The organism is Planomonospora corallina (genome assembly GCF_042650625.1).
GTDB lineage: Bacteria > Actinomycetota > Actinomycetes > Streptosporangiales > Streptosporangiaceae > Planomonospora_B > Planomonospora_B corallina.
This window is the reverse complement of the sequence record NZ_JBHSBM010000034.1, coordinates 49470-61815: the sequence shown is the minus strand read 5'-3', so window position 1 is coordinate 61815 and position 12346 is coordinate 49470. Positions and strand designations below refer to the sequence as shown.

Sequence of the window (12346 nt, the reverse complement as noted above, 5' to 3'; positions counted from 1 at the left end):
ACCGCTCAGTCCCGCCCGTGCGGGCGCGTGGCCCCGGCGGATCCGGCCGGCTCGGCAGGCCGCGGCCCGGCCGGCTCGGCGAAGACGTGCCAGGCGGCGGGCAGGACCGTCCAGCGCCTGCGGATGACCGGACCGGTCAGTTCGCCGTCGGCGTTCACCGGGACGGGACCGCCCGAGACGACCACCTCCCGTCCCCGGTCCGCGACCACCTCGCGCAGGTCCAGGTGGGTCCCGCGGCGCAGCCGCAGGGCGTAGACGAGCCTGGCCAGCGGCCCGGTCGCGGTGGCGACCACGACGTCCACCATGCCGTCGTCGGGCCGGGCCCGCGGGGTCAGCGGCGTGCCGCCGCCGATCGTGACGCCGTTGCCGACCGCCGCCATCAGGACGCGGCGGCGGCGGGCGAGCGGCCGGCCGTCCACCGTCACCCGCAGCCGCCAGCCCCGGCTCCGCACCCCCGCGAGCAGGCCGCCGAGCGGGTAGGCCAGTTTCCCGAGCACCGGTTTGAAGGGCGCGGCCCGCTCCGAGGCCTCCGCGCCCGCGCCGAGGTGGACCGCGTTGACCACGATCCCGCCGTCGTCGTCCACCAGCAGGTCCATCGGACGGCGGTGCCCGGCGAGCACCACGCGGGCCGCCCGCTCGGGGTCGAGCGGGAGGCCGAGCGCGCGGGCGAAGTCGTTGCCGGTGCCCAGGGGGACGAGGCCCAGCGTGCGCTCGCCGAGCTCGCCGCGGCGGTGGAGGGCGGCGACGGCCACGTGGAGCGAGCCGTCCCCGCCGAGGACGACCACGTCGCGGCCGGGGCAGGCGTCCAGCGCCCGGTCCAGCCCCCCGCCCCCGTCGCCCCCGTCGCCCCCAGTGCTCACCTCGGCCACCTCGGCGCCCGCGCACAGCGTGCCGAGCGCCGCCTCCACGGCGGCCTCCCGCGCGCTCCCCGCGCCCCGGTTGCAGATCACCAGCAGCCCGGCCATGCCGTCCTCCCCGCGCTCGTCCCGTCCGCCCGGTCGCGCCTTCCACCCGACCGTCCAGCGGCCTCTGCCCCCGGAGGCGCCGGACAAGCTCGACGTCCCCGGCGGGCTCCCCGGTCGCGCGCCGTCCGCACCCCGCCCGGGTATCGTCCGCACCCCCGTCCGCGTGCCGTCCCGTACTCCGGCCGCGTGCCCCTCCACGGCTCCGGAGCCCCATGACTCCGGGGCTCTGGGGACTCCGGCCGGGTGTCTACCGCCGCGGGCCCACGCCCAGGGCCGGGGCCAGCTCCGCCAGCTGGGCCACGCCGGCGCCCAGGTCCGGCGGGAGCGGCTGGAGGGCGACATGGTCGGCCCCGGCGTCCAGGTGCTCGCGCACCCGCGCCGCGACGGCGCCCACGTCGCCCCAGGCGACGATCGCGTCCACCAGCCGGTCGCTCCCGCCTCCGGCCAGGTCGTCGTCACCGAACCCGAGGTGGCGCAGGTTGCCCGCGTAGTTCGGCAGGCGCAGGTACGGCTCCATGTGCGCGCGGGCGATCCGCCGGGCCCGGTCCGGGTCGCGCTCCAGCACGAAGGCCTGCTCCGGCGCGAGGATCCGGCCGGTCCCGAGGATCTCCCGGGCGGTGGCGGTGTGCTCCGGCGGCACGAAGTAGGGGTGGGCGCCGTCGGCCTTGTCGCGGGCGAGCTCCAGCATCCGGGGACGGAGGGCGGCGAGCAGGCGGGGCGGGGCCGGGTCGGCGGCGATCAGGTCGGCGGCGGCCCGGTCCATCGCGTCGAGGTAGGCGCTCATCGCCGCGACGGGACGGGTGTAGTCGTGGCCGCGCCGCTCGACCAGCGGGGCGTGGCTGACGCCGACGCCCAGGGCGAACCGTCCCGGGTAGGCCTCGCCGAGCGCCGCCGAGGCGGCCGCCATCGCGGTCGCGTCCCGCGCCCAGATGCTGGCGATCCCGGTGCCGACGGTGATCCGTTCCGTGGCCGCCAGCAGAATGGCCCCGGCGGTGAAGGCCTCCCTCGTGCCGGGGGCCTCGCCGTACCAGAGCGCGTCATAGCCGAGCGCCTCGAGCTCCGCCGCGGCCCGCCGTACGGCCTGCGCCGGGGCCCGCCCGAGCAGGGGGTGCCACACGCCGATCCGTCCGATGCCCATGTCCGTCTCCGATCCGGTCCGGGTAAACTGTTCGATCGAGATGGAACAGTACACGAGAGTTCGACGAACATCGAACACCTTCCGCCCTCCGGCCCACGTCTCCCCCGCGGAGGTGGCGCTGCAGACGGCCCTGGACGCTCTGGCCGACCCGGTCCGCCGGCTGATCGTGCGCGAGCTGGCCGGCTCCCCCGACTGGAGCCGGGCCTGCGGCACCTTCGGCCACGTGCCCGTGGCCAAGTCCACCCTCAGCCACCACTTCGCCGTGCTGCGCAACGCCGGCCTGCTCGAGCAGCGGGATGAGGGAGCCCGCCGGCTCAACCGCCTGCGCCGCGACGAGTTCGAGGCCCGCTTCCCGGGCCTCCTCCCCCTCGTCCTGGCCGAGGCGGACCCGTCCGGACCGCCGGAGGACACCGGGGACGCCCCGGCGTGACCGCGTGGCCTCCCGGCGTGACCGCGTGGCCTCCCGGCGCGACCGCGTGGCGTCCCGGCGCCGCGCCCCGGCTCCGGAATGATCGCTCCGAGTTCGACGGAAACGCCTTTCGGCGGGTATGTGAGCTTCTGTCGCTGACGATTTCGAGGAGACGCCGATGACGCACGAGCGTGCCGGGCAGCCCGCCCGGCCGTCCGACCTGGTGGACGTGGCCCGGCTGGTGACCGCCTACTACAGCCTGCACCCCGACCCGGCGGAGCCGGGGCAGCGGGTGGCGTTCGGCACGTCCGGGCACCGCGGCTCGGCGCTGAACGCCGCCTTCAACGAGGACCACATCCTCGCCACCAGCCAGGCCATCGTGGAGTACCGCGCGATGCACGGGGTCGACGGGCCGCTCTTCCTCGGGGCCGACACGCACGCCCTGTCCGAGCCCGCCCGGGTCTCGGCGCTGGAGGTGTTCGCGGCCAACGGGGTGACGGTCATGGTCGACGACCGCGACGGCTACACCCCGACGCCCGCGGTCTCGCACGCGATCCTCACCTGCAACCGGGGGCGGACGAGCGGGCTCGCCGACGGCGTGGTCGTGACGCCCTCGCACAACCCTCCGGGCGACGGCGGCTTCAAGTACAACCCGCCGCACGGCGGTCCCGCCGACACCGACGCCACCTCCTGGATCCAGGACCGGGCCAACGCCCTGATCGCCGGCGGGCTGAAGGAGGTCCGGCGGCTGCCGTACGCCAGGGCGCTGGCCGCCGAGACGACCCTCCGGTACGACTTCCTCGGCTCCTACGTGGACGACCTGCCCGCGGTGGTGGACCTGGAGGCGATCCGCGCGGCGGGGGTGCGCGTCGGCGCCGATCCGCTGGGCGGGGCGAGCGTGGCCTACTGGGGCGAGATCGCCGAGCGGCACCGGCTGGACCTGACGGTGGTCAACCCGCTGACCGACCCGACGTGGCGTTTCATGACGCTCGACTGGGACGGGAAGATCCGCATGGACTGCTCCTCGCCGTACGCCATGGCCTCGCTGATCGCGAACCGGGACGCCTTCGACGTCTCCACCGGCAACGACGCCGACTCCGACCGGCACGGGATCGTCACCCCCGACGGCGGGCTGATGAACCCCAACCACTACCTCGCCGTGGCCATCTCCTATCTCTACGCCCACCGGCCCGGCTGGCCCGCCGGCGCCGGGGTCGGCAAGACGCTGGTGAGCAGCGGCATGATCGACAGGGTCGCCGCGGACCTGGGCAGGCCGCTGGTGGAGGTACCCGTCGGGTTCAAGTGGTTCGTGCCGGGGCTGCTGGACGGCTCGCTGGGCTTCGGCGGGGAGGAGAGCGCGGGCGCCTCCTTCCTGCGCCGCGACGGCGAGGCGTGGACCACCGACAAGGACGGGCTGATCCTGGCCCTGCTGGCCGCGGAGATCATCGCGGTCACGGGCCGCTCCCCCAGCGAGCACTACGCCGGCCTGGCCGAGCGGTTCGGCGCTCCGGCCTACGCCCGGGTCGACGCCCCGGCGACCCGGGAGGAGAAGGCCGTGCTGGCCAGGCTCTCCCCCGCTCAGGTCCCCGTCGGCGCCCTGGCCGGCGAGCCGATCACCGAGGTGCTCACCGCCGCGCCCGGCAACGGCGCCGCCATCGGCGGGGTCAAGGTCTGCACCGCCAGCGCCTGGTTCGCCGCCCGGCCCTCCGGCACGGAGGACGTCTACAAGATCTACGCCGAGTCCTTCAAGGGACCGGAGCACCTGGCCGAGGTGCAGCGGGAGGCCAGGGAGCTGGTCGCGGCCTCGCTGGGCTGAGCGACTGGGCTGAGCGCCGCCTCGCCGGGCCGAGCGACTGGGCTGAGCGCCGCCTCGCCGGGCCGAGCGACTGGGCTGAGCGCCGCCTCGCCGGGCCGAGCGGCCGCCCCCGCCCGGCCCCACCGGGCTCCGGGCGGGGGCGGGCCGCCCGGAGCCCGCAGGTGAGGCGTGTCCCGCCCGGAGCCCACCGGTCGAACCGGATGCCCGCACCGGCCTCCTCCGATCAGACCGGGATGCCCGCTCCTCCGATCAGACCGGGATGCCCGCGGTGACCTTCCCCGCGTCTCCCCCCACCGGGACCTCCCCCGCGAGGACGGCGGGGAGCACCAGCGGCGCCTTCCCCGCCACCGCGTCCGCGGCCCCGCCCGAGATCCGCCCGGCGACCTGATCGGCCGTCCTCCCGGGGATCTTCTCCGGGATCCTGCCCGCCACGACGTCGAGGACCGGTTCCGGCGACCGCGCCGCGCACAGCGCCGTCACCGCCCGGCGGAGCCGGTCGCGCATCTCCGGGTCGGCGAGGCGGCCGGTGTCGTCGAACCACGGGGCGGCCGGGGAGGCGGGCAGGTCGGCGCCGCGCACGACGGCCCCGGTGACGTCGAGCAGCCGCCGCAGCTCGGTCTGCGTCCACATCGCCTCGTGCGGGCGGACGCAGGCGGTGACCACGGCGACGGGCTTGCCCAGCAGGACGGCGTCCGCCGCCGGAGAGGACGCCCATGCCAGCGCGTGGAGCAGCTGGACCGGCAGGACGCTGTGCTCCGGGGCGGTGACCAGCAGGCCGTCCGCCCCGGCGAGGAGGGCGCAGAGCCCGGCCGCGGGAGGCGGGAGCGGGCCACCGGTGCAGGCGGGGATCTCTCCGAGCCCTGTCCACGCCGTGAACTCCGCCGAGGCGGGCAGCTCCCGCGCCGCCGCCTCCAGCAGCCGCCCGACGTGCGCCGCCGGTCGCAGGCTCCCCGCGATCCCCACGATCTTCATCCCCGACTCCCCTCCCTCGTACGACGTCAGGGCGCTTGTGCCCTGGGAAGGGGGTTACGAACGTGATCGCGAGTACCGATACTGCATGAAGGGGCTATTTCGCAGCAAAGGGGCATATGTTGCATATGCACCCCCTGTGACCTGCGCTCGGAGGGCCGGGCCTGCGGGCCCGGCAACGCCGCCTCCGGACCGCGCCGGGACTCCCGCAGGGGGTCGGCAGGGGGTCGGCAGGGCTCCAGCGGGGGTCCGGCAGGGAGCCGGCGTGACAGGATCCCTGGCATGACTGAGTCCTATCCTCCGATCGAGCCGTACGACCACGGGATGCTCGACACCGGCGACGGCGACCTCGTCTACTGGGAGGTCTGCGGCAACCCCGACGGCAAGCCCGCTCTCGTCGTGCACGGCGGGCCGGGAGCCGGGTGCTCGACGAACGTCCGGCGCACCTTCGACCCGGAGCGCTACCGGATCGTCCTGTTCGACCAGCGCGGCTGCGGACGCAGTCTGCCGCACGCGAGCGACCCCGCCACGGACCTGAGCCGCAACACCACCCACCACCTGATCGACGACATGGAACGGCTCCGCGAGCACCTCGGCATCGACCGCTGGCTGCTCTACGGCGGCTCGTGGGGGTCCACGCTGATCCTCGCCTACGCCGAACGGCACCCGCAGCGGGTCTCGGAGATCGTCATCCCCGCCGTCACCATGACCCGGCGCTCGGAGATCGACTGGCTCTACCGGGGCGTCGGCCGGTTCTTCCCCGCCGAGTGGGAGCGTTTCCGCGACGGCGTGCCCGAGAAGGACCGCGACGGCGACACCTTCGCCCTCCTCGCCGCCTACGGTCGTCTCCTCGCGGATCCGGACCCGGCCGTGCGGGCGAAGGCGGCGGCCGACTGGCTGGCCTGGGAGGACGCGGTGATCTCCCAGGAGAGGAACGGCAAGCCCGGCGCCTACGGCGACCGCCCGGACCGCGACGCGCTGGCGTTCGTCCGGATCTGCGCGCACTACTTCTCCAACGGCGCCTGGCTGGAGGAGGACGAGCTGCTGCGCGGCGCGGAGCGCCTGGCGGGCATCCCCGGCGTGCTGATCCACGGCCGGCTCGACATGGGCGGCCCGCTGGTCACCGCCTGGGAGCTCGCCCGCGCCTGGCCCGGCGCCGAGCTGATCGTCGTCGAGGACTCCGGGCACACCGGGAGCGACACGATGCGCACGCGCATCCTCGACTCGATCGACCGGTTCGCCGGACAGGGCCGGGAGAACAGTCCCATGTAGAGATGTTTCGCGGCAGGATACGCTCCTCGAGGAAACCTGCATCAGGAGGTCCGGTGACGGCGCTGGTCGTCGGGATCGACGGGGGCGGTACGGGCACCCGCTGCGTGGTGGCGACGCACGGCGGCGAGGTGGCCGGGCGGGGGCACGCCGGCGGATCCAACGCCCTGTCGTCCGCCGCCCCGGAGGCCGCCCTGCGCACCGCGCTCCGGGCCGCGCTCGGCGGCCTGCCCGCGGACCGGGTCACGGCCGGCGTCTTCGCCCTGGCGGGGTCGGGCCCGGCGGGCGAGCGGGCCGGAGCCATGGTGGCCGAGGTCTGGCGCGCCTGCGGGCTGGCGGGACCGCCCGTGGTGGTGCCCGACACGCTCGCCGCCTTCGCCGGGGCCACCGCCGAACCGTCCGGGACGGTCCTGGTCGCGGGCACCGGAGCGGTGGCCACCAGGGTGACGGAGTGGCGCCTGACCGCCCGGGCCGACGGCTACGGCTGGATCGTCGGCGACGAGGGGTCGGGTGTGTGGATCGGGCGCCGGGCCGTACGGGCCGTGCTGGCCGCCCTCGACGGCCGGGCCGGGCCCACCGCGCTCCGCGACGCGGTGCCGGGCGGCGGCGTGGCCGAGCGGATCGTGGACGCCGTCCACACCGGCGTGGCCGAGGCGGGACCCGCGTGGCTGGCGCGGCTCGCCCCCGCGGTGGAGGAGGCCGCCCGGGCCGGTGACGCGGCGGCTCTGGACATCGTCCGGGAGGCGGCCGGGCGGCTGCTCGCCGCCGTCCGCGCCCTCGGGCCCTCCCCCGGGCCGCTGGTGCTGGCCGGATCCCTGCTGAGCGAGCCCACCCTCCTGGCCGAGCTCGTGCGCGGCGGGCTCGGCGGCCCGGGGCTCACCGTGCTCACCGCCCGCTCCGGCGACGCCGGGGCCCGCGGGGCCGCCGCCCTCGCCCTGCGCCGTTCCCGTCCCGGCGCCCCCGCCCCGGTCTCCGCCCACCGGCGGCTGATCTCCTGATCCGTCCGCGGCCCCTCCCGGGGGCGGGAACCGCTGCCGGGAGGGGCGCGGTGCGTGCGTTCAGTCGACGACGGCGCCGCCGGTGAGGTTGACCTCGGTGGCGGTCATCGTCGCGGCGCGGTCGGAGGCGACGAAGGCGGCGACGTTGGCGACGTCTTCGAGCCGCGGCCGGCGGTGGAGCAGGGTCACGTCCGCCTCCGGGTCGTCGCCGGACGGATCGGGTGAGCCGGGAGAGAGGAGCCAGCAGACCCGGATTCCGTACGGGCCGAGTTCGCAGGCGAGCTGACGGCACAGGCCCGCGAGGGCGGACCAGGCCACGTGGGAGCCGCCGAGGCTGGGGATGGCCTCCCGGCCGCCGCCCATGGCCAGGATCACGCCGGCACGGCGTCCGATCATGTGGCGGGCGACGGCGGTGGCCAGGATCAGATGGGTGGTGACCGCCTTGGTGACGGGGCGCAGCACGTCGTCGTCGGCCATGTCGATCAGCGGTGTGCCGTGCAGGTCGTCGTTGGACGTGGCGTTGAAGGCGATGTCGATGCCCGCGGAGCGCTGGGCGACGGCATCGGCGTGCTGCTCGACCGCCGCCCGGTCGGTCGCGTCGAGTGGGGCGACCTCGACGCGCCCCCCGGCCTGGGAGATGGCGTCGGCCAGGTCCTCCAGGGGGCCGCGGGTGCGTCCGGCCAGGTGGACCGTGGCGCCTTCGCCGGCGAATACGCGGGCGACCGCGGAGCCGATCGCTCCGGCGCCGCCGTAGACGATGGCGGTCTTGTTCTCCAGCAGCATGACGGCCCCTTCGGCACGTATGGGCTGTGATCGATGCGGGAAGGCGGCTGATGGTCGCGCGGGTACCGGTCGCGTGGTTCCGGCCGGGCCCGGTGCCTTCCCGGGTACCCGGTGCGGCCGCGAGCGAACCCGGCGCCGTGGGCGGATCCGGCCGTTCGCACGCGCCGACTCCGGCCTCCCACGGCTCCGGGCGCTCCGCCGCCGGTCCGCGCGTCACGCTCTGCCACACCCGTCATCGGGAGCAGGCCGGACCCGGCAGTCGTCGGCGGCTCACGCGGAATCGGTGCCGGCGGTTCCCGCCCCTCGGCCGCCGGTCCGCTTCACCGGGTCCGGGCCCGGATCGTCCCGCGGGTCCCTCCCGGTCGACCGTCCGGCCGGGGGGAGGCTCGGGAGGTCCCCGATCAGGGAGGCGCCGAGCGCGGTCGTCGTGTACACGACGGTGCGCCCGGCCCGCTCGCGTGCGACCAGCCCGCTCTCGCGCAGCACGCCGAGGTGCTGCGACACCGCGCTGGGCGTGACCCCCAGCGCGCGGGCCAGCTCCGTCGTCGTGGCGGGAGAGCGCAGCGCCTCCAGCAGTTCGGCCCGCGCCCGGCCGAGCAGCCGGACCGCGCCGCCCGCCGGCGACCGGGTTCCCGCGGTCCACAACGCGCCGACGCCCCGTGCCGGGTAGCGCACGGTGGTCTGCGTGGACGTGCTCTTCTTGATCATCACGTGGGGCGGGCCGAGCACGACGGGCATGAGGACCAGTCCGCCCGGGCCGCGGTCGACCACGTGCTCGGCCCGCCAGTGCGTCCCGTGCAGCAGCAGCCGGCCGTCGCGCCACCGCAGGTCCGGGTGCAGGCCGGCGAAGAGCCTTTCGGCACCGCCCGCCGCCGGCTGTCTGGCGCGGTGGACGACGTCCGCGTCCAGGACGGCCCGGATCCGCGGCCAGTGCGGCGCGATGAGCAGGTCGTGCGCCGCGCGCAGTTCCGCGGCGACCGCCCGCAGGCCCGCCGCCGGGTGCGCGGCGAGCGCGGCGGCGGCGCCGGGAAGCCGTCCGCCGAACACGCGCCGGAGACTGGCCCGAACCTGAGCAGGCGTCGTCGCCTGCAGCGCGGCCAGGTCGTCGTCGATCGACGCCGCCGTGCCGCGCGGGGCGGGGACGAGGAACTCCGGCCAGCTCGGCCGGTCGTTCACCAGCAGCGGCCAGGTGCGCGGCAGCTCGAGGGGATGGCGGGCGAGCTCGTCGCACGCCCACCGCAGCCACCGCAGGTTGAGCGGATTGCGATGACGGCCGCTCAGCTGCTGCAGGCCGGCCACCGTCTCCGACAGCGGCGAGATCGCCAGCCGCGTCGCCGCCAGTTCGGCCACGCCCAGATCGACCCGCAGAGCCATGCACCGACTATGTAGCAGCAGGCTGAAAGCTGTCACGGCCATGGCCGGGACCGGAGGATGCCGGGCATGGAACCGGACGCGACGCGGGCCGCCGCGGAGCCCCGCCTGCCTGCCGCCTACTGGCGGTTGTGGTGGGCGACGGGTGTCAACGCCGTCGGTGACGGCGCGTTCGCCGCCGCGGTCCCGCTGCTGGCCGCCGCGGCCACCCGCGACCCGCGGCTCGTGTCGCTCGTCTCCGCCGCGGCGTACCTGCCGTGGCTGCTGCTGTCGCTGCCCGCCGGCGCGCTCGTCGACCGCTACGACCGCGCCGGCCTCCTGTGGCGCTTCCAGGCGGTGCAGGCCGTACTCTCCGCCGTCCTCGCGGTCCTCGCCGCCTCCGGCCGCCTCGGCGTCCCGGTGCTGGCGGCCGCGGCCTTCGGGCTGGGGGCCTGCGCGGTCGTCTCCGCCAACGCGGCGCAGGCGATCGTGCCGGACCTCGTCGCCACGCCCCTGCTGCACCGGGCCAACGGCCACCAGCAGACGATCACCACGCTCGGCTCCCAGTTCCTGGGACCGCCGATCGGCGGCCTGCTGTTCGCGGTCGCCGCGGCGGCGCCGCTCGGGATGGACGCCGCCTCGTTCGCCCTGTCCGCCGCGCTGCTGGCGACCCTGCCCCGGCGCAGGCGCCACCCGGCCGAGCACCCGCCGATGCGCACGGCGATCGCCGACGGTCTTCGCTGGCTGGCCCGCCACCGGCTGCTGCGCGCCCTCGCCGTCCTGCTCGGCGTCAACACCTTCTGCGCCCAGCTGGGCAACGCCACCCTCGTCCTGCTGGCCACTCGGGAGCTGGGCCTGGACGCGCGCGGCTACGGCCTGCTGCTGGCCGGCGCCGCGCTCGGCAGCGTGCTCGGCGGCCTGACCGGCGCGCGCGTCATCGGCAGGGCCGGGGTGCTTGCGGCGCTGCTGGCCGGGCTCGCGGTGAACGCCGTCGTCTTCGTCGGGATCGGGCTGAGCCCGGACGCGACCGTGCTCGGCGCCCTGCTGGCCGTCAACGGCTTCGCCGTCACGCTCTGGAACATCGTGACCGTCGGTCTCCGCCAGCGGCTCGTGCCGCCGCCGCTGCTCGGCCGGGTGGGGAGCGTCTACAAGATGATCGGCTGGGGCCTGATCCCGCTCGGCGCGCTGGCCGGCGGGCTGGTGGCGCACGCGTTCGGGCTGCGCGCGCCGTACCCCGTCGCGGGTGCGCTGCGGGGGATCGCCCTGATGATCGCGACGCCCGTGCTGATCCGCGCCCTCCGCGACCGGTGACCCGCCACGTCCGGTGACCCGCCACGCCGTCCCGTCGCGGCCAGCACTCGCCAGAATGAAGGAAGTCCGGCCTGTGCGACGGCTGGTTCTCGATACGCGCCGCGTGCTTGCGGGTCGAACCGAGTACGGCCTGCACCGTACGGACCTTCCTCTTTTCGAGAGGTCACTTGATAGGGATGAGGCGACGGTCGACGGCCGGGAAGGCCAGAAGTGCGCAGTCACAGGCGACATGGGCGAAGACCGGTGCCGACGGCCGATATGGTCGCTGCCCGCGGCACCACCAGCGCGGCCGTGACCACCGCCGCGCCGCTCACCGGCTCCGCGCTCCGGCCCGGACGCGCGTGCCGCGGCGGGCTTTCAGGTGACGGGCCAGTTGCCGGGCCAGATGAGCGGCGTCGCGGCCGACGCCGCGCAGGGTGTTGGAGGCGGGGGTGCGCTGCCATTCCAGGCCGAGGAAGCCGAGCCCGGGATGGGTGAGCGACACTCCGCCTCGCTGGCGGGGACGGCCGGCGGCGTCCAGGATGCCGAGGGCGCGCAGGTAGGGCAGGTGGGGCCGGTAGCCGGTGGCGAAGATGACCGCGTCGGCGTGCTCGCGGGTGCCGTCCGCCCAGATGATCTGGTCCGCGCCGAAGCCGGTGAACATCTGCCTGCGGCCGATGCGGCCGGAGGCCAGGGCGCACCGGTAGCGGCCGTCGTCGAGTACCGGCGCTCCGGGCGGGGAGCCGGCTCGGCGAGCGGGCAGGCGGTCGAAGCCGGTGACGGCGAACCAGAAGTGCAGATCCTTACCCAGAGGTCGCTGGCCGACGAAGCGGATCGGGGCGCGGGTGGCCAGGGTGACCTCGGCGACATCCGCGAGGTCGTGGGCGATCTGGACCGCGGAGTTGCCGGCCCCGACGACCGCGACGCGCTTGCCCGCATACGGGGACGGCTCCCGGTAGGCGGCGGCGTGCAGGATCTCCCCGGGGAAATCGTCCTGCCCGGGCAGGACGGGCAGGCGCGGGTTTCCGAAGGAGCCGCTGGCCGCGATCACCGCCGGGGCGGGCAGCACCGTGCCGTCGGCTAGCTCGACGGTGAAGGCGCCGCCTTCGGCCCGTACGGTGGTGACGCGGGTGCCGGTGCGGATCTCGGCGTCCAGGCGGGAGGCATAGCGCCGCAGGTAGGCGGCGACTTCGTCGCGGTGCGGGTAGCGGTCGGGGTCGCCGTCGAAGCCCATGCCGGGCAGGGCGCTGTAGCGGGCCGGGGAGAACAGCGCGAGGCTGTCGTAGTAGGCGGGCCAGGAGCCGGCCGCGTGTGCTCCGGCCTCCAGCACCAGCGGGCGCAGACCGGTTCGGAGCAGGG

At 76.0% G+C, this 12346-nt stretch carries 11 protein-coding genes; 5 read left to right on the top strand and 6 right to left on the bottom strand.

Annotated elements, in window-relative coordinates; genetic code table 11:
* Positions 1–5 precede the first annotated feature (5 nt).
* Positions 6–965, bottom strand: coding sequence for a diacylglycerol/lipid kinase family protein (locus tag ACFOWE_RS25695; protein ID WP_377292145.1), 960 nt, complete (start codon positions 963–965; stop codon positions 6–8).
* 247 nt (positions 966–1212) lie between these two features.
* Positions 1213–2103 (bottom strand): TIGR03620 family F420-dependent LLM class oxidoreductase, encoded by an 891-nt coding sequence (locus ACFOWE_RS25690; RefSeq protein WP_377292143.1) that lies wholly within the window; start codon positions 2101–2103, stop codon positions 1213–1215.
* 112 nt (positions 2104–2215) lie between these two features.
* Here ACFOWE_RS25690 and ACFOWE_RS25685 point away from each other — a divergent pair, with 112 nt between their 5' ends.
* The gene (locus ACFOWE_RS25685; RefSeq protein ID WP_377292141.1) at positions 2216–2533 is read left to right on the top strand and encodes an ArsR/SmtB family transcription factor; all 318 of its coding nucleotides are present in this window, start codon (positions 2216–2218) and stop codon (positions 2531–2533) included.
* Positions 2534–2690: 157 nt separating this feature from the next.
* Positions 2691–4328, top strand: a complete 1638-nt coding sequence (pgm, locus tag ACFOWE_RS25680; RefSeq protein ID WP_377292139.1) for a phosphoglucomutase (alpha-D-glucose-1,6-bisphosphate-dependent) — start codon at positions 2691–2693, stop codon at positions 4326–4328.
* A 249-nt stretch (positions 4329–4577) separates the two neighbouring features.
* Here pgm and ACFOWE_RS25675 read toward each other — a convergent pair whose 3' ends face one another.
* Positions 4578–5300, bottom strand: a complete 723-nt coding sequence (locus ACFOWE_RS25675) for an NADPH-dependent FMN reductase (protein WP_377292137.1) — start codon at positions 5298–5300, stop codon at positions 4578–4580.
* A 279-nt stretch (positions 5301–5579) separates the two neighbouring features.
* Here ACFOWE_RS25675 and pip point away from each other — a divergent pair, with 279 nt between their 5' ends.
* Both pip and ACFOWE_RS25665 read left to right on the top strand, forming a co-directional pair.
* Positions 5580–6569 (top strand): prolyl aminopeptidase, encoded by a 990-nt coding sequence (gene pip / locus ACFOWE_RS25670; protein WP_377292135.1) that lies wholly within the window; start codon positions 5580–5582, stop codon positions 6567–6569.
* Positions 6570–6622: 53 nt separating this feature from the next.
* Positions 6623–7564 (top strand): N-acetylglucosamine kinase, encoded by a 942-nt coding sequence (locus ACFOWE_RS25665; protein ID WP_377292133.1) that lies wholly within the window; start codon positions 6623–6625, stop codon positions 7562–7564.
* 60 nt (positions 7565–7624) lie between these two features.
* Here ACFOWE_RS25665 and ACFOWE_RS25660 read toward each other — a convergent pair whose 3' ends face one another.
* Positions 7625–8347, bottom strand: coding sequence for an SDR family NAD(P)-dependent oxidoreductase (locus ACFOWE_RS25660; protein WP_377292131.1), 723 nt, complete (start codon positions 8345–8347; stop codon positions 7625–7627).
* A gap of 270 nt (positions 8348–8617) precedes the next feature.
* The gene (locus tag ACFOWE_RS25655) at positions 8618–9721 is read right to left on the bottom strand and encodes an ArsR/SmtB family transcription factor (RefSeq protein WP_377292129.1); all 1104 of its coding nucleotides are present in this window, start codon (positions 9719–9721) and stop codon (positions 8618–8620) included.
* 66 nt (positions 9722–9787) lie between these two features.
* On the opposite strand from ACFOWE_RS25655, the gene ACFOWE_RS25650 reads away from it, so the two are divergent.
* The gene (locus ACFOWE_RS25650) at positions 9788–11008 is read left to right on the top strand and encodes an MFS transporter (RefSeq protein WP_377292127.1); all 1221 of its coding nucleotides are present in this window, start codon (positions 9788–9790) and stop codon (positions 11006–11008) included.
* 310 nt (positions 11009–11318) lie between these two features.
* Here ACFOWE_RS25650 and ACFOWE_RS25645 read toward each other — a convergent pair.
* Positions 11319–12346: flavin-containing monooxygenase (locus ACFOWE_RS25645; RefSeq protein ID WP_377292125.1), on the bottom strand; the 1028-nt coding region annotated here is incomplete at its 5' end.